Raw genomic sequence first — 16,306 nt, 5'->3', positions numbered from 1 at the left:
CACTCACGGATGACAATCCGTCGGACGTCGAAGTCCGGTAGTTTTACCGACTCCATTTTCGGAAAGGGGTGTTCTATGGTGTGAACACCGGCGAGATTTGAGTACCAAAATTCTAATTTGTCCGGGATGGCCGCAGTGGGGCTGGAACCACGCTGCGGCCTTTCCCTTTTGCGGCGCAGCAAGAGACGGCAGCGGCTCTCGGTTTCGATTCCGCCAACCGACCCGCTTGCCCTTTAAGCCTCAATCGTCGCTCGTGCGCGAGTGCCGTAATCTGACCCCGGTTGTGTGCTCACAATCATCCATTGCGAATTGCAGTGATTGGAGTGTCATATGATTACGGCCGCCCAATGCAGGGATATTGCAAACCACTACAAGACTCTTGCCTCGGACCCTACCAATTCCGAAGACCGCGCTTTTCTAATGAAGAATATCGCCAGAAGCTTTGCTGGTGTAGCCGGTCAACTCGACAGACTCGAAGCTCTGACTGGAAGCAAATAACCCCGCGCCTGCGGCCTGCTTGTTCCGGTCTCTCGGTGGAACGCGACTGTCGCGACAGTATGACTGACGCATGCCGGGATACTTCCGTCACACGCACGAGCGCCATGAGATCGACCGCGTGGCCAGGAATTGCCTGACAAGCATGCTGCTTGGAGGTGGAAGTCACGGACGAGTTCCAGACCAAACTCTACGTTCTGCACGTCCAAGCTGAAAAGCCGAAGTAAGGCCGCCTCAGTTGGCGTTTGACGGTCCCGCGGAACAACTCTCAATCCGCAGCATTGTCGAGCATGTTTCGCTGGGCAATTCGATGAGTGAGAAACTTGCGTCGCAGGTCCGGCGCGCAGCAATCTATTCGGTTGGGATCGCGGGCGGTGTGGGGCTCGCGCTACTGGCCGTTTTCGGCGTGCTCGATGATACGATCGAGATGCGATTGTACAGGAATTGCGTGAAGGCTTACCAGGACTCGCCGATCTGCCTGACTGAGAAGGGAGCACCACGGCTCGGTCTCGAGGGCGCAGGGCCAAAATCCGGTGCGCCCTAGGTTTAAATCAGAAACAGGCGACTATATCACCCCCGCACCGATGGCACCGCACCGCCGACCGCTTGGTGAACGATGAATGTCCCGCCGGCTATTGAGCCGGCGGGCTCTCCATGCGCCGACGCCTCTTCTTGGCAGGTGATTTATTACGCTTCGAGCTAGTGACGACCTGCCAACCTTCGCTGGGCGGCTGACGCACTTGCTGTACTGATGAGATGGGCCGCTGAAATCTGGCCGCCCACCGCTGCGCCAACCGTCTTTCGAATTCCAGAGGGACTATACTCACGTCCGATGCTCCAGGTTCACGATCCTGCCCTGGTGTTCGGAGCGTCAACGCTTGCCATGTCTCAAAGGTCCGGCCGCGCCGATGAGACGCGTCGAGATTATGGTTCCCCCGCCGGTCCACGCCAGCGGGTGTCCCGCCCTTCCCAAAAAGGAACGCTGCCGGGCTCGAAATACACGTCCCGGCAGCGTTTTATTCTCTAACTGAGTTCTGAAATCCCAGTTGGTTTCAATTGTGCAACGGTCATGCCACAGGTTTGTGACGCTTCCGGAGCGCCGGGTCTCGCTGGGGCGACGCCATTAAGAAAGGCAGGCGACGACGGCGAGAACTACGTCGGCGCTCAGGTCACCCGAATACATGCACAGGATAAACCCGGCACCCAGGATAGCTGCGATTGCTTTCAGCGCGATCATCTTGCGATCCCCTCGTTGGTAAGGCCGAGGTTGGGCTCGGACTGTTTCGGGAGTGCTTCGTCTGAGGCAGCAAACGGCTTCGTTCACCGAGGTGTTATCTCAATTTCATTGATCTCTCTTCAGCTTGCGTCGCCTCCAATGCGGCTCTTTCCCCTTGGGATTGAGCTCTGGCACGTAGTGCCGGTTCAAAGCCCGCATAATGCCGATCCGCGCGAACATCGTTGTACCGCCGCCTTCCGCCACCAGGATCAGCGCTGCCGTCGCCGCCTGCCTCCGAAGCGCGGTGCCGGCGAGAGTCAAATTATCAATCCCTTGGGCTGCGGATGGCGCGCGAACTACTGCGCGTCGTGGGTGTGGACAACGGCCGCCGATTCACACCGGCGGGGCCTTCTAAAGGGCACCGTGGTCGTCGGGTTCCATTCCTAAGTACTGCCAAAGGGTTGCTTGATTTTCCCGTTTCGCTCAGTCTTACTTACGGGAAACTTACGGATCGCCACTTCTCATCAGTCGATCGTTGACGTGATCATCACCTCACATTCGCGGAGGGCACGTGGACCGAGAGCTAAGGGAATTCCGTAGACTAGAGCAAATTTGCCGTGAACATGCAGCGATAGCTTCCATGGAGCTTGAGCGCGTCGGCCTTTTGAAGGTCGCCGAAGATTGCCGTCGAGCGGCCGCGTCAATCGAGAACCTTCAGAAAGACCGCCCAAAGGCCTGAGGGACAAGACGGCCTCGAGATGACCCTTGACGACGTGATGCGCGCCAGAGGCTGATCGGCGCCCATGGGGCAACATCAGCACAACATCGACGAGCTCGCGCGCATGGAGCGCATCTGCCTGGAGGCTGGCGGGGGAGAGCAGGCTGCCGCTCGAGCGCGCCGGCCTGATCGAGATGGCGAGCAACTACCGCGCCGCGGCTCTCGACGTGCAGGCGGACAATCGATTTGCCAACACGGTGCCCACACGAGGATTTTTCATTCAACTGTTGATTTCAGCTTAAGTCGTTGATTTGGCTTGGTGAGCGCGCTGGGGCTCGAACCCAGGACCCCGTGATTAAAAGTCACGTGCTCTACCGGCTGAGCTACGCGCTCCCATGGCCGCTGATGGCTTTGCGATCGATCGCCATCGTCTTCGGTCATTTCGAGAAGCATGTCTTGCCGCTACGCGTAACTTGCGCCGCGGGGAAAACCGGCCGTTTCCGGATCATGCTTTCGGCCCGCGCTGTGTAGGGGGATGGGGCGCCGAGGTCAATAGCAGCGGGTGGCTGGCAAAACGCGCGGCAGCAGCGGGATTTTCCCGCGGCATCCGCGGCTTAGGTCCGGATTTTCAACGCGATTGGCGGGCGGTCATCCACGCCGGACAACGAAGACGCTTCCCGGCGCGGACGTATCCCTCTGCGCCGGGAGGCCTCCATCCCGTCACTGCGCCTCGCGCCGGACCTCGTTCGGCACCGGTTGCGGCGTGCCGGCGGGGGTCGGCAGCGCGACGGGGCGCAGGCCGATCAGCTCGGCGGTGCGGATCGCGCTGTCGCGCCAGAACTGGAACGAGTTGATGCGGCTGAGCTCGAGGATGGCGATCGCGACCGCGGCCAGGAACGGCAGGCTTTGCAGCACCAGGACGCCGGCGAAGATGTAGATCTCGGTGATCTGGCGATAGCTGTTGGAGGCGATCAGCACGCCGGCGCCGATCAGCAGCAGGGCGCCGATCACGGCCTCCCAGAACGCCTGGAACTCGATCGACATCCGGGACAGGCCGCCCTTGGAGGTGCGCGCGAACGCAATATGCTCGGTGATCAGTCCCTGCGCGACGGCGCGCGACACCGTCCACTGCACGCTCATCGCCGCGATCATTGCGCCCAGCATCTGGCCGGGTTTGATCGCGACGCGCAGCCGGTACATCGACAGGAAGTGCGCGAGCGAGACGATGAAGGCGCCGATGATCGGCAGCGTCAAGATCTTGTCGGGGATGGCGATGTCGGCGAAGGCGACGATCGGCACCCAGATGAGGTTGAGCAGCGCCACGACCACGCCGAGGCTCTCGGCCCCGAGCCAGTTCAGCCAGCCCAGGCTATATTCGCGCTTCTGGTCGGGCGTCAGCCGGCTCCGGCCGGGCAGGAAGTGCCGCCAGTGCTTCTTCACGATCTGGAGGCCGCCATAGGCCCAGCGGTGACGCTGCTTCTTGAAGGCCTCATAGGTGTCGGGGAGCATGCCCTGGCCGTAGCGGTGATTGGTGTAGTGGGTGGTCCAGCCGAGCTCCTGGATCGCAAGGCCGAGATCACTGTCCTCGCAGATCGTGTCGGACGACCAGCCGCCGGCCATGTCCATCGCGGCGCGGCGGATCAGGCACATCGTGCCGTGCACGATGATGGCGTTGGCCTCGTTGCGCTGGACCATGCCGATGTCGAAGAAGCCGGCATATTCGCCGTTCATGATGTAGTGCATGATCGACAGGTCGCCGTCGCGGTGCTCCTGCGGCGCCTGCACGAGGCCGACGCGCGGGTCTGCGAACGCAGGCACGAGGTCCTTCAGCCAGTCGGGATCCACGACATAATCGGCATCCAGGATGCCGATGATCTCGGCGTCGACAGCCGTGCGGTCCATCGCGATCCGCAGCGCGCCGGCCTTGAAGCCCTGCACCTTCTCCGCGTTGATGAACTTGAAGCGTTCACCGAGCGCGCGGCAATGGTCCTGGATCGGCTGCCAGAACGCGGGATCGGGCGTGTTGTTGATGATGACGACGCATTCGTAGTTCGGATAGTTCAGCCGTGACAGCGCATCGAGCGTCTGCTTCAGCATCTCGACCGGCTCGAAATAGGCGGGGATGTGGATCGAGACCTTCGGGTAGTAGTTCTCGGGCACGTTCTCGACCGGCTTGCCCTTGGAGAGCAGCCGCTGCGGCGGCCGGCCCAAAGCCACCGCCGAGATCTCGTCGATGCGCGCCATCGCAATGAGAACGAGCGGAACGAGCAGGATCATGCCGAGCGTGAGCGCGAACGCCGAGCCGAAGATGAAATAGTGCCCGTTCCAGAATGCAAACACGGTCGCGGCCCAGGCGCCGACGCCGTTGGCGGTCGCCGACAGCAGGAACGCCTGCTTGGCGGTCGGCTGCTGCAGCCGCAGGATCGGCAGCGACAGCAGGATGCCGACCAGCAGCGCAATTCCCATCAGCTTCCAATAGTCAGGGTTTTCCACCGGACCGGTCCAGGCGAATTTCGGCTCGCGGCTGGCGTTGAGGATGCCCCAGTACGGACCGACGCCGCCTTCGAAGTATTTCCAGGGCTGATCGATGGCTTCGACGATGTTGTATTCCATGCCGATGGCTTCGGCGCGGCTGACGAAGTTGCGCAAGGTCAGCGCCTGCTGGAACGGACCGGGATCGGCGTTGCGCAAATTATAGCCCTGGCTCGGCCAGCCGAACTCGGCGATGACGATGCGCTTGCCGGGGAACAGGTTGCGCAACAAATTGTAGCGGTCGACGGCCTGGTCGACCGCCTGGTCCGAGCGGAAGTTTTCCCAGTAGGGCAGCACGTGGGCGGCGATGAAGTCGACGTTGGAGGCAAGGTCGGGATTGTCGCGCCAGATGTTCCAGATCTCGCCGGTCGTGACGGGCACGCGGACCGAGCCCTTGACCTTCTTGATCATGTCGATGAGGTCTTCGACCTTCTGCTCGCCGCGGTAGATCACCTCGTTGCCGACCACGACGCCGACGACGTTGCTGTTCTTGCGGGCGAGCTCGATGGCGGCCTTGATCTCGCGCTCGTTGCGGTCCTTGTCCTTGTCGATCCAGGCGCCGACGGTGACCTTGAGGCCGAACTCGGCCGCGATCGGCGGCACCAGCTCGACGCCGCCGGTCGACGAATAGAGACGGATCGCGCGCGTCATCGTCGACAGCGTCTTCAGGTCGGCGCGGATTTTCTCGACGGTGGGGATGTTGTCGATGTCGGGGTGGGCCGCGCCTTCGAACGGGGCGTAGGAGACGCTGGGCAGCAGGCCCTTGAAGTCGGGCGCGGGTTCCCTGTCGCGCAGGACTCCCCAGATGCCGGCATGGAGCACGGATACGAGCAACAGAACGGCGGCGACAACGCGCATCGCGGCTAAACCAATAGGGGCTGAGGTGGCAGGGAAGCGGACCCGACCCCGAGATCCGACCAAGTCCGCGGCAAAAGGAGCATACCTCTGCCGCGCGGTTTCACAACTGTCATGGCCTCATGACCGTATGAGGGCATGGCCAGTTTTGGAGTGCGCGGCAGTGCCAACCGCTTCTATCGTCGATCGTTCCTGAACGGCGGCTGAAACGATCGCGGCTATTTCGAGGGCGCCGGTGTCGGGCTGGCGGCGGGCGAGGGGCTCGCGGCCGGCTGCGGGGCTGGCGCATTGCCCGATGTCGCCGCCGCCGGCTGGGCGGCGCTGGCCGCCGCCTGCTGCGGCTGGGATGCCGGGTTGATCCAGCAAGCATGCACGCGGCTGTCCAGGGTCTCGGCGACCTTGGGATCGATCTGGCCGCCAAAGCGGGTCAGGCAACGGAAGGCGGCCTGGATGTGGCCGCCGGGGCAGCCGAACCGGTCGTAGAGGTCGAGATGGCGGAACGCGGTGTCGAGATCATCCCGCCACATCAGCCGCACCACGCGCCGGCCGAGCCAGACGCATTCGGGATTGCCGGCCGGGCCGTTGATGACCTGGGCTGCTTCGGCGAACTCGTCGGTGCGGCGCTGGTTCTGGGCGGCGTCCCTGGCGGCGGCATCGGCGGGCTGGGCGGCTGCCTTGCTCTGGTCCGGAGCAGGCGTGCCGCTCTGGGCGGAGGCGCCACCGAGACCGACCATGACGACCAGGGCGGAGACGGCCAAGGTGGCGGCGAACTGCCGCAGGACCGCATTTCGTAACTCAAACACCCGTTGCCGCATGAATTCCCCAATATATCAGCTGACCGCCCGCGCCAGGACCTCGCGGACCCGCCGGTGATGGCGTCCAAATGGGTCTCCAATGCGGCGGAAAAGTCTCCCCGAGTCCATGACCTGAATTTCAAATTTTGTCCAGCAAAGTCACGATCCTAGGCCTCGGTCGAACGGCCGCAGGTAAATTCCTCGGGGGAGGGAGGGATCCATCCCGGAGACACCCCTTGGCAGACGGCGTGCGAGCAGGTAATCGACGGCCCTTCGCGGAGGACGGAACCGATTTCTCTTCGTACGCCACTGGCGCTTCTGCTCGTTTCACTGGGTGCGATTGCTGCCGTGTGGTGGTGGCTGGCCACGCCGATCACGCTCGCGCGCGCGCCGATTGATCCCAGCGACAAAGTTCAATGCGTCTCCTACGCCCCGTTCCGCGGCGAGCAGTCGCCGCTGAACGCGTGGACCCATATCGAGGCCGACCAGATCGAGCAGGACCTGCGCCAGCTCAAGGAGATCACCGACTGCGTCCGCACCTATTCGATGGAGAACGGGCTCGACCAGGTGCCGGCGATCGCCGCCAAGGTCGGTGGGCTGAAGGTGCTCCAGGGCATCTGGCTCTCCAGCAACCGCAGCAAGAATTTTGAGCAGGCCGCGCTCGCCGTTCGTCTCTCCAAGGATTTCCCCGGCATCGTCACCAGCATCATCGTCGGCAACGAGGTGCTGCTGCGCGGCGAGATGACGACGGCGGACCTCGTCTCCATCATCCGCTCGGTGAAGGCGCAGGTCAGCGTGCCCGTCACCTATGCCGACGTCTGGGAGTTCTGGCTCAGGAATCGCGAGGTCTACGACGCCGTCGACTTCGTCACGATCCACATCCTGCCCTATTGGGAGGACATTCCGGTCAAGGCGAAGTTCGCAGCAAGCCATGTCGAGGCGATCCGCGAGCGCATGGCGGTGGCGTTCCCCGGCAAGGAGATCCTGATCGGCGAGACCGGCTGGCCCAGCGAAGGGCGCATGCGCGAGGGCGCGCTGCCGTCGCGCACCAACCAGGCGCGCGTCGTCTCGGAGATCCTCTCCCTGGCGAAGTCGAACAAGTTCCGCGTGAACCTGATCGAGTCCTACGACCAGCCGTGGAAGCGCAAGCTGGAAGGCACCGTCGGCGGCTATTGGGGACTCTTCGACTCGGTGCGCCGGAACCTGAAATATCCGCCGGGCCAGCCGATCAGCAATTTCCCGTACTGGAAATGGTATATGGGCGCGGGCATGGGCCTCTGCGTGCTGGTGTTCGCGATCGCCGGCCTCACGCTGCGCAGGCGGCCGTGGACGCCGCGCTTCTCGGCCTGGCTTGGCGTTGCCATTTCGGCGACGTCAGCGGGCATCCTGCTCGGGATCGGCGCCGACAAGATGTACTATGAGAGTTACGGCATCGGCGGCTGGCTGCATTGGGGCATCCTGCTGCTCGCCGGCATCCTGTCGCCGATCTTCTGCGCGCAGGCGATGGTGATCGGCCGCAGCCTTCCGACCTTCCTCGATCTGCTCGGCCCGCGCGAGGGGCGGAAATGGTCGAAGCTCACCGCTCTGCTCGGCCTGACGCTGGCGGTGACTGCTGTGATCGCGGCGCAGACCGCGCTCGCCTTCGTGTTCGACCCGCGCTACCACGACTTCCCTTACGCCTCGCTGACGATGGCGGTGGTGCCGTTCGCGGTGCTGATGCTGAACCGGCCGCAGATCGGCCAGCGTCCGATCGCGGAATCGGTGTTCGCCGGCGTGCTCGCGTTGTCGGCCGCTTACGTGCTCTTCAACGAGGGCCGCGAGAACTGGCAGTCGCTGTGGACCTGCGCGATCTATTTGCTGTTCGCGCTCACGCTGTGGCGGGCGCGGGCCGAGCAAATCCGAGAATGAACAGGCCGATCGCAAGGCCGGACAGCACGACATTGTAGAGCACGATGCCGAGACCGGCGGCGATGATGCCGACGGTCAGGAGCACGATCGACGGTCGCATCAGGTTCAGCGTCGCAACCACCAGCGCCACGATGCCGAACACCGAATTCTTGAACAGCACGGTCGAGACCGAGCGCGCCTTGCACATCAGCGTCTGAAGCCCGGCATCGCAGGCGAGCCCGACGGTCGAGTTCTCGATGCCGAGATAACGCAGATAGATTGCGTAGCCGACGGACACGAATCCGACGACGATCAGGAACTGCACCTGGTAGGGCGTGAGGCGGAAGGGCTTTTTTGTCATGGGCGCAATATGGTCGGGATGGCGCGGAGGGGCAACAGGCGAGGTGGATATTTCTGATCGCGTGCGCCGTTCGGCGATTGCCCGACGGCCGTAAACGTCCCACGTCGATCAGAGGCCGCAGTGAGCCCAGCGGTCGCGCAACGAAGATCCGCGGGTCATGATCCAGCTCGTATTCGTGCCTACCGCCTGAAGAACGACGACAGCGTCGATCCCGCCGACGCCGCCTCCGGCTTGGCCGGTGCGGCTGGCTGCTGTGCCGCGGGAGCAGGCGGAGGCTCCTCGCGCTTTGACGAGCGCTTTGTGGAGTAGCTGCGGCGACGCTTCTCGGGCTTGGCGGTCGGTGCGGGAGCAGGTGCGGCCTCGGCTTGCGGTACGGCGTCCTGGTTCTTCTCGGAGTTCTTCTCCTGAACCCTGTCCTGCGACTTGTCTTGTCCCTTGTCCTGCGCCTTGTCCTGACTCTTCTCTTGACCCTTCTCTTGGCCACCGCGCATCGACAGGCGCTGGCCGTCGAACACGGTCGTCTCGCAACGGTGGTCGTTCTCGGCGAGGCCTGCGCAGAGTTTTGCAGCGGCGGCTGCGTTGATCAATGGGCCGGCGCCGAGGCGCAGCTGCATGCCGAGGCCGGTACTGCCTTCCTTGATCATGATGATCGGGCGCAGGGCGGCGATCTCCGGATTGGACTTGGTCAGGCCGCGCCACAGCGCGCGCAGGCCGTCGATCGAGTTGGCGCCGCCGAGGTCGATCGCAAAGCGCGTCTGCTGAACCGCGATCGCGGGTGACTCGCTTTCGGTTGCCTCGGGCTTGGCTGGCGCCGCGGCGATCTCGGTCGGGACGGGCGCCTGTTCGGGCTTCTTCTCGGCGGCCTTCTCGGTTGTCTCGGGCTGCACCAGTTTCGACGCGGCGGCATCAGGTGGCGCCATGATCGACTTCGACGGCACCAGCGGAAGCATGGGCAGTGCAGACGTCGTGAGCGGCGACTGCGACACCAGCGAGGCCGCGGCAGAGGTCTGCGGCGGCGGGAGCAACTGCTCCTTTGCGGCCTCCTTCAGCGCGTCTTTTGCAGGCTCCTTCGCCTGTTCCTTCGCGGCTGCCGCGCGCGACTTGTCATTGGAGGAAGCCGGCGTCGAGGCGACGGGTGCGACGCTGGGCGGCGTGGGCTGCGCGTCAGGTGCCGGCGTGTCCTGCGGCTTCGCGCTCTGCCTGGCGATGGCGCCGGTGACCGAATCCATCCCTTGCTCGAGCACGGTGACACGCGAATAGAGCCGGTCGCGATCGGTGTTCAGCGTCTCGATGGCGGAGGCGAGGCGGCGGGCCTCGTTCTGGCTCTCCTTGGTCAGCGTCTGGAGCCGGTCGGCCTGGCGCGATAGATCGGCCGACGCAATCTGGTCGCGGTGCCAGCCGAGCTGGGCCTGATTGGCCATCACAGCCAGCACGACGGCGCCGACGGCGGCCACGCCCCACGAGCCCAGCCGCCACATCAAGCGGCGGTCGACAGCGCTTTCTTCGGCCAAAAGTCCGGAGAACAGCCCGCCGGTCTCCTTGGCCCCGAAGGCATCCGCCAGTGGGTCGGAATCCTTTGCCATGAACGTTAAGTGCCCAGCCCCGAACAGCTTCCCCGAATCAATCAAGGAACATTAACAGGAAAACCCCGTCGCACTTGAATTCCGGGCGTTCGCGGGGGTAGCAAGGCGGCAGCTCGTGACGGCATCGGCCTGCCGCCGCCCATTGATTCGGCCGTATTTGACAGGATTTCGATGACCGCCCGTTCCAGCCTCACGATCGTGCTCGCCGCCGGCGAAGGCACGCGCATGCGATCGAGCCTGCCGAAAGTGCTGCACCCGGTCGCGAGCCAGAGCCTGCTCGCGCATGTGCTTGCTGCCGCACCGAAGGGAACTGGCACCGCGCTCGCCGTCGTGATCGGCCCCGACCATCAAGCTGTCGCGGACGAGGCGAAGCGCATCCGTCCCGATGCGCTCACCTTCGTGCAGACAGAGCGGCTCGGCACCGCGCATGCGGTGCTGGCGGCGCGCGAGGCGATTGCGCGGGGCGCGGACGATCTGCTGATTGCCTTCGGCGACACGCCGCTGATCTCGGCCGAGACCTTCGCGCGGCTGCGCGCCCCGCTCGCGAAGGGCGCAGCAATCGCCGGGCTCGGCTTTCGCGCCGCCGATCCCAGCGGCTATGGCCGCTTCATCGTCGAGGGCGGCCGCCTGGTCGCGATCCGCGAGCAGGCCGATGCCAGCGCAGAAGAGCGCAAGATCGATCTGTGCAATGCCGGCTTGATGGCGATCGACGGGCGCCGCGCGCTCGAGATCCTCGACAAGATCGGCAATGCGAATTCGAAGGGCGAATATTATCTGACCGACGCGGTCGGCATTGTCCGTGAACAGGGATGGGAGTCTGTCGTGATCGAGACCAGCGAGGACGAGGTGCGCGGCATCAACACCAAGGCGCAGCTCGCCGAGGCCGAAAGCGTGATGCAGGCGCGCTTGCGGAAAGCGGCGATGGAAGCCGGCGTCACGCTGATTGCGCCCGAGACCGTTTATCTGTCCGCCGACACCGTGTTCGGCAAGGACGTCACCATCGAGCCGTTCGTGGTGATCGGTCCGGGCGTGTCGATCGCCGACGGCACGGTGATCCATTCCTTCTCGCACATCGTGCAGACCACGCTCGGCAGGAACGTCTCGATTGGCCCCTATGCGCGACTGCGCCCCGGCACCTCGCTCGGCGACGGCGCGCGCATCGGCAATTTCGTGGAAACCAAGGCCGCGACGCTGGAGGCCGGCGTCAAGGTCAACCATCTCTCCTACATTGGCGATGCCACCGTCGGTGCCAATTCCAACATCGGCGCCGGCACCATCACCTGCAACTACGACGGCTTCAAGAAGCACAAGACGGTGATCGGGCAGGGCGCCTTCGTCGGCACCAACTCATCGCTGGTCGCCCCGGTGAAAATCGGCAACGGCGCCTATATCGGCTCCGGCTCGGTCATCACCAAGGACGTGCCTGACGATGCGATGGCGCTGGAGCGCAACCAGCAGACCATCAGGGAAGGCGGCGCGGCGCGCTATCGCGAGCTGAAGACGGGCGGCAAGAAGTTGGAAAAGAAGACGGAGACGTGAGCGCCAGCTGCCGTGTCCTCTCGCTTTATTCGCGATCTGGTCAGTTTTCTGATCGAGACATTCGTCACGGGGATAGGGCGGTCGCTGCTGCGGGAACCGTACGAGGACAATCCGCCCGAGATTGTGTGCCTCGTCATCGGGCTGGCGTTCTGGGTGCTTGTCGCTTTCCTGGTGTTTGCCGTGGCGCGGGGGTGGTGAGGCTTCCGCTATTCGTCGTCGGAGAATTCCGAGAAGATCGCGCGCGTCAGGCGCCAGCCGCGCGGCTTGGCGCGTTTCGCAGGCTCTCCGGGAGTGTGCTTGACGAAGACGGGCTTGCTTTCCTTGCCACGCTGGGGCGGCGGCCAATGCGCAAGGTGCGTGCCCGTGGTCTCGCTGGCGTGCACAGACATCGATGACAGACCTTTGCGGCCGGACGAGCTCTTCATGGCCTTACTCTCCTGGCCGGGAATCGTTGGTCAAACTTGTTGACAACAAGTTAATTCGCGCGGTTTAACGCCGGCCAATTCGACGCAGTCGAAACCGGAATCGAACCGGCGCTGTCTCAATCAGCAATAATTATTGAGTATCTGGTTCCTTAGGAACTTGGCTAGAAACCGAGCGCGTCGTTTAAGCGATTTTTCGACGATTTGGGGGATATTGATCCGCATGTGCGGGATTGTCGGCATTCTCGGGCGCGCGCCGGTTGCAGAGCAATTGGTGGATTCGCTCAAACGTCTTGAATATCGCGGCTACGACTCCGCGGGGGTCGCCACGCTCGAAGGCAAGCATCTCGAGCGCCGCCGCGCCGAGGGCAAGCTGAAGAATCTGGAGAAGCGTCTCGAGGCCGAGCCGCTCAAAGGCACGACCGGCATCGGCCATACCCGCTGGGCCACCCACGGCAAGCCGACCGTCAACAATGCCCATCCGCACGCGACCGAACGCGTTGCCGTGGTCCACAACGGCATCATCGAGAATTTCCGCGAGCTGCGCGAGGAGCTCGAGAAGAAGGGCACGGTGTTCCACACCGAGACCGACACCGAGATCGTGCTGCATCTCGTGGACGATCTGCTGACACGCGGCAGCAAGCCGGTCGAGGCGGTGAAGCTGACGCTGGCGCGGCTGCGCGGCGCCTTCGCGCTCGGCTTCATCTTCGCCGGTGACGACGACCTCATGATCGGCGCGCGCAACGGCCCGCCGCTCGCGATCGGATATGGCGACGGCGAGATGTATCTCGGCTCCGACGCCATCGCGCTCGGCCCGTTCACTGACACGATCAGCTATCTCGAAGACGGCGACTGGGTCGTGCTGACGCGCAAGAGCGCCACGATCTTCGACAAGGACGGCCATGCCGCCCAGCGCGACAAGATCAAGCACGCGGCCTCGACCTCGCTGGTCGACAAGGCCAATTACCGCCACTTCATGGCGAAGGAGATCCACGAGCAGCCCGAAGTGGTCGGCCACACGCTGGCGCGCTATGTCGACATGGCGGCCGAGCGCGTCTCGCTGCCGGTCAAGCTGCCGTTCGACTTCAAGAGCATCCAGCGCATCAACATCACGGCTTGCGGCACCGCGAGCTACGCCGGCTTTGTCGCCAAATACTGGTTCGAGCGTTTTGCGCGCGTGCCTGTCGAGGTCGATGTCGCCTCCGAATTCCGCTACCGCGAGGCACCGCTGCGCAAGGGCGATCTCGCCATCTTCATCTCGCAATCGGGCGAGACTGCCGACACACTGGCGGCGCTGCGCTATGCCAAGGCCGAGGGCGTGCACACGGTCGCCGTCGTCAACGTGCCGACCTCGACGATCGCGCGCGAGAGCGAGACGGTGCTGCAGACGCTGGCCGGCCCCGAGATCGGCGTTGCCTCGACCAAAGCCTTCACCTGCCAGCTCATGGTGCTGGCAAACCTTGCGATCGCGGCCGGAAAGGCCCGCGGCGAACTGTCCGACGAGGACGAGACCAAGCTGGTCCATGGCCTTGTCGAGATCCCGCGCCTGATGGCGGATGCGCTCACCACCGAGCTGCAGATCGAGAAGCTTGCGCACAGAATTGCCAAGTCGAGCGACGTGCTCTATCTCGGCCGCGGCACCAGCTTCCCGCTCGCGCTCGAAGGCGCGCTGAAGCTGAAGGAGATCTCCTACATCCACGCCGAGGGCTATGCCGCCGGCGAGCTGAAGCACGGGCCGATCGCGCTGATCGACGAGACCATGCCGGTCGTCGTCATCGCGCCCTACGACCGCGTGTTCGAAAAGACCGTCTCCAACATGCAGGAGGTCGCCGCCCGCGGCGGCAACATCATCCTGATGACCGATGCCAAGGGCGCGGAAGAGGCGACCGTCGAATCCCTCGTCACCATCGTCATGCCCGACATGGCGGCGGCGTTCACGCCGATGGTTTATGCCGTCCCCGTGCAGCTGCTCGCCTATCATACGGCTGTCGTAATGGGCACCGACGTCGACCAGCCGCGCAATCTCGCCAAGTCGGTGACCGTGGAATAGGCAGAAGGGATATCGGTCGGTCGCTTCGTGGTCTTCCAAAACCTGCTAGAAGACCCTAGCTTGTGTGCTGCGACCGACCTGGAACCCGAATGACCCCCCGTGACGACGCGCCTGCGCCCCTTGATCCCGTGCCGGAGCCGCATACCGGCCTGATGGGCCGCTTCCGCAACTATTTCCTCACCGGCCTCGTCGTGACGGGGCCGATTGCGATCACGCTGTATCTGGTCTGGTGGTTCGTCACCTGGGTCGATGGCGTGGTGCGGCCGTTCGTGCCGCTCGCCTACCGGCCCGAGACCTATCTGCCCTACGTCATTCCCGGCTGGGGACTGATTGTCGCATTTTTCACGCTGACGCTGGTCGGCTTCCTCGCGGCCAATCTGATCGGCCGGACGCTGGTCGACGTCGGCGAGACCTTCCTCGGCCGCATTCCGGCGGTGCGCGCCATCTACCGCGGCCTGAAGCAGGTGTTCGAGACGCTGTTCTCGGGCAAGGGCTCGAGCTTCCGGAAAGTCGGCCTGGTCGAGTTTCCGTCGCCGGGCATGTGGTCGATCGTGCTGATCTCGCAATCGCCGAACGAGGACATTTCGCGCAGCCTGCCCGGGCAGGAGGAGCATGTCTCGGTGTTCCTGCCGTGCTCGCCCAACCCGACCACCGGCTTCTTCTTCTACGTGCCGAAGAGCAAGATCATCGAGGTCGATCTCACCGCCGAGGATGCCGCGACGCTGATCATGTCGGCCGGCGTGGTGCAGCCGGGCTCGGCGCCCGACCCGAAGAAGGCTGCGGCGCTCGCGGGCATGGCGAATGCTGCGCGCATCGCCAACGCGTCTGCGCTCCAGCCCCAGCCTGCGAAGGTGGAGTAGGGCCATTCCGCTGCGGGATGGCCGTCGGTCACGCGGGCATTCGCATCCTCTGCTATTCTCCGGCTGATCTGAGCGCCTCGCTTGGAATTCGATCTGGAGTGCACGATGACCAAGACGACGCCAAAGACGATTGCGATCCTTGCGCCCGGCGCCATGGGCAGTGCCGTGGCCCGCCGCCTGGGCGAGAACGGCGCACGCGTGCTGACGTCGTTGCAAGGGCGCAGCGAGGCCACGCGCAAGCGCGCGGCTGACGCCGGCATGGTCGGCGCCGAGGATGACGAGATCGCCGGGGCCGACATCATCCTTTCGATCGTGCCGCCGGGCGAAGCGGTCGCGCTGGCCGAGCGGCTGGCGGCGCTGATCGTCAGGCGCGCGAAGAAGCCGGTCGTCGTCGACTGCAACGCGGTCAATGTCGATACCGTGCAAAGAATCGAGGAGATCATCGGCTCGGCGCAGGCGCCGTTCGTCGACGGCGGCATCATCGGGTTCCCGCCGCAGCCCGGCAGCAAGAGCCCGGCCTTCTACCTCTCCGGCGAGCACGCCAAGGACCTCGCGGTGCTGAAGGATCTCGGGCTCGACGTGCGGATTGTCGAGGGCCCCGTGGGCGCGGCCTCCGCGCTGAAGATGTCCTATGCCGGCATCGTCAAGGGCCTGGCTGGCATCGGCTCGGCCATGGTGGTCGCGGCGACGAAAGCGGGCGCGGCCGATGCGCTGCGTGACGAACTCGCGCTCAGCCAGCCCGCGGTTCTGGCCCGGCTCGAAGTCGCGCTGCCGGACATGATCCCGAAGGCCTATCGCTGGGTCGCGGAGATGCGGGAGATCTCAGGCTTCCTCGGGGCCGATCATCCCGCCAGCCAGATCTACGAAGGCTTTGCGCGCTGGTTCGAGCACCTCGCTGCGGACGCGAATGGCGAGGCGGTGGATGCGGAACTGATGAAGGCGTTCGCCGCGCGTATCGCGCAGAAGAAGGCCTAGCTTGCCCGTCTGAAGTCAC

13 protein-coding genes and 1 tRNA gene are annotated in these 16,306 nt (G+C 64.2%); 7 read left to right on the top strand and 7 right to left on the bottom strand.

Going from position 1 to position 16,306, the window contains the following annotated elements:
• Window positions 1–805: 805 nt before the first annotated feature.
• Window positions 806–1,039 carry a hypothetical protein gene (locus tag NLM25_RS23985; RefSeq protein WP_254138627.1) on the top strand — a complete coding sequence of 78 codons (234 nt, stop codon included), beginning with the start codon at window positions 806–808 and terminating at the stop codon, window positions 1,037–1,039.
• 798 nt (window positions 1,040–1,837) lie between these two features.
• On the opposite strand, the gene NLM25_RS23980 is transcribed toward NLM25_RS23985, so the two are convergent.
• The 4 genes from NLM25_RS23980 to NLM25_RS23965 form a co-directional block, all read right to left on the bottom strand.
• Window positions 1,838–2,032, bottom strand: coding sequence for a hypothetical protein (locus NLM25_RS23980; RefSeq protein ID WP_254141376.1), 195 nt, complete (start codon window positions 2,030–2,032; stop codon window positions 1,838–1,840).
• Between the two features lie 714 nt (window positions 2,033–2,746).
• Window positions 2,747–2,822 (bottom strand) — tRNA-Lys (locus NLM25_RS23975).
• A gap of 327 nt (window positions 2,823–3,149) precedes the next feature.
• Window positions 3,150–5,819, bottom strand: coding sequence for a glycosyltransferase (locus NLM25_RS23970; protein ID WP_254119627.1), 2,670 nt, complete (start codon window positions 5,817–5,819; stop codon window positions 3,150–3,152).
• Window positions 5,820–6,034: 215 nt separating this feature from the next.
• Window positions 6,035–6,631, bottom strand: a complete 597-nt coding sequence (locus NLM25_RS23965; RefSeq protein WP_254138626.1) for a beta-1-3, beta-1-6-glucan biosynthesis protein — start codon at window positions 6,629–6,631, stop codon at window positions 6,035–6,037.
• Between the two features lie 327 nt (window positions 6,632–6,958).
• Here NLM25_RS23965 and NLM25_RS23960 point away from each other — a divergent pair, with 327 nt between their 5' ends.
• Window positions 6,959–8,518 carry a beta-(1-6) glucans synthase gene (locus NLM25_RS23960; RefSeq protein WP_254119623.1) on the top strand — a complete coding sequence of 520 codons (1,560 nt, stop codon included), beginning with the start codon at window positions 6,959–6,961 and terminating at the stop codon, window positions 8,516–8,518.
• On the opposite strand, the gene NLM25_RS23955 is transcribed toward NLM25_RS23960, so the two are convergent.
• Both NLM25_RS23955 and NLM25_RS23950 read right to left on the bottom strand, forming a co-directional pair.
• On the bottom strand, window positions 8,478–8,858 hold the full coding sequence (locus NLM25_RS23955; RefSeq protein ID WP_254119621.1) for a hypothetical protein: 381 nt from the start codon (window positions 8,856–8,858) through the stop codon (window positions 8,478–8,480). The two genes, NLM25_RS23960 and NLM25_RS23955, sit on opposite strands and share 41 nt — an antisense overlap.
• A 179-nt stretch (window positions 8,859–9,037) precedes the next feature.
• Complete coding sequence (locus tag NLM25_RS23950) at window positions 9,038–10,441, bottom strand: hypothetical protein (RefSeq protein ID WP_254138625.1); 1,404 nt, start codon at window positions 10,439–10,441, stop codon at window positions 9,038–9,040.
• Window positions 10,442–10,612: 171 nt separating this feature from the next.
• Here NLM25_RS23950 and glmU point away from each other — a divergent pair, with 171 nt between their 5' ends.
• Window positions 10,613–11,980 carry a bifunctional UDP-N-acetylglucosamine diphosphorylase/glucosamine-1-phosphate N-acetyltransferase GlmU gene (gene glmU / locus NLM25_RS23945; protein ID WP_254119617.1) on the top strand — a complete coding sequence of 456 codons (1,368 nt, stop codon included), beginning with the start codon at window positions 10,613–10,615 and terminating at the stop codon, window positions 11,978–11,980.
• Window positions 11,981–11,992: 12 nt separating this feature from the next.
• Complete coding sequence (locus NLM25_RS23940; protein WP_254119615.1) at window positions 11,993–12,178, top strand: hypothetical protein; 186 nt, start codon at window positions 11,993–11,995, stop codon at window positions 12,176–12,178.
• An 8-nt stretch (window positions 12,179–12,186) separates the two neighbouring features.
• Here NLM25_RS23940 and NLM25_RS23935 read toward each other — a convergent pair whose 3' ends face one another.
• On the bottom strand, window positions 12,187–12,405 hold the full coding sequence (locus NLM25_RS23935; protein WP_254119613.1) for a hypothetical protein: 219 nt from the start codon (window positions 12,403–12,405) through the stop codon (window positions 12,187–12,189).
• Between the two features lie 220 nt (window positions 12,406–12,625).
• Between NLM25_RS23935 and glmS the strand changes: the two genes are divergently transcribed.
• The 3 genes from glmS (at window position 12,626) to NLM25_RS23920 (ending at window position 16,287) form a co-directional block, all read left to right on the top strand.
• On the top strand, window positions 12,626–14,452 hold the full coding sequence (glmS, locus tag NLM25_RS23930; protein WP_254119611.1) for a glutamine--fructose-6-phosphate transaminase (isomerizing): 1,827 nt from the start codon (window positions 12,626–12,628) through the stop codon (window positions 14,450–14,452).
• An 89-nt stretch (window positions 14,453–14,541) separates the two neighbouring features.
• Window positions 14,542–15,312 carry a DUF502 domain-containing protein gene (locus tag NLM25_RS23925; protein ID WP_254119609.1) on the top strand — a complete coding sequence of 257 codons (771 nt, stop codon included), beginning with the start codon at window positions 14,542–14,544 and terminating at the stop codon, window positions 15,310–15,312.
• Window positions 15,313–15,417: 105 nt separating this feature from the next.
• On the top strand, window positions 15,418–16,287 hold the full coding sequence (locus NLM25_RS23920; protein WP_254138624.1) for an NAD(P)-dependent oxidoreductase: 870 nt from the start codon (window positions 15,418–15,420) through the stop codon (window positions 16,285–16,287).
• The last annotated feature ends 19 nt before the right edge of the window (window positions 16,288–16,306 follow it).

It is taken from the genome of Bradyrhizobium sp. CCGB01 (genome assembly GCF_024199795.1).
Classification (GTDB): domain Bacteria; phylum Pseudomonadota; class Alphaproteobacteria; order Rhizobiales; family Xanthobacteraceae; genus Bradyrhizobium.
The sequence above is the reverse complement of the archived record's forward strand: the minus strand, read 5'-3'. Positions and strand labels throughout refer to the sequence as shown.

Excerpts from the sequence above, each read along its gene's own strand:
- NLM25_RS23985 (WP_254138627.1), top strand. The coding sequence starts at position 806 with ATGAGTGAGAAACTTGCGTCGCAGGTCCGGCGCGCAGCAATCTATTCG.
- NLM25_RS23970 (WP_254119627.1), bottom strand. The coding sequence starts at position 5,819 with ATGCGCGTTGTCGCCGCCGTTCTGTTGCTCGTATCCGTGCTCCATGCC.
- NLM25_RS23965 (WP_254138626.1), bottom strand. The coding sequence starts at position 6,631 with ATGCGGCAACGGGTGTTTGAGTTACGAAATGCGGTCCTGCGGCAGTTC.
- NLM25_RS23955 (WP_254119621.1), bottom strand. The coding sequence starts at position 8,858 with ATGACAAAAAAGCCCTTCCGCCTCACGCCCTACCAGGTGCAGTTCCTG.
- NLM25_RS23950 (WP_254138625.1), bottom strand. The coding sequence starts at position 10,441 with ATGGCAAAGGATTCCGACCCACTGGCGGATGCCTTCGGGGCCAAGGAG.
- glmU (WP_254119617.1), top strand. The coding sequence starts at position 10,613 with ATGACCGCCCGTTCCAGCCTCACGATCGTGCTCGCCGCCGGCGAAGGC.
- NLM25_RS23935 (WP_254119613.1), bottom strand. The coding sequence starts at position 12,405 with ATGAAGAGCTCGTCCGGCCGCAAAGGTCTGTCATCGATGTCTGTGCAC.
- glmS (WP_254119611.1), top strand. The coding sequence starts at position 12,626 with ATGTGCGGGATTGTCGGCATTCTCGGGCGCGCGCCGGTTGCAGAGCAA.
- NLM25_RS23925 (WP_254119609.1), top strand. The coding sequence starts at position 14,542 with ATGACCCCCCGTGACGACGCGCCTGCGCCCCTTGATCCCGTGCCGGAG.
- NLM25_RS23920 (WP_254138624.1), top strand. The coding sequence starts at position 15,418 with ATGACCAAGACGACGCCAAAGACGATTGCGATCCTTGCGCCCGGCGCC.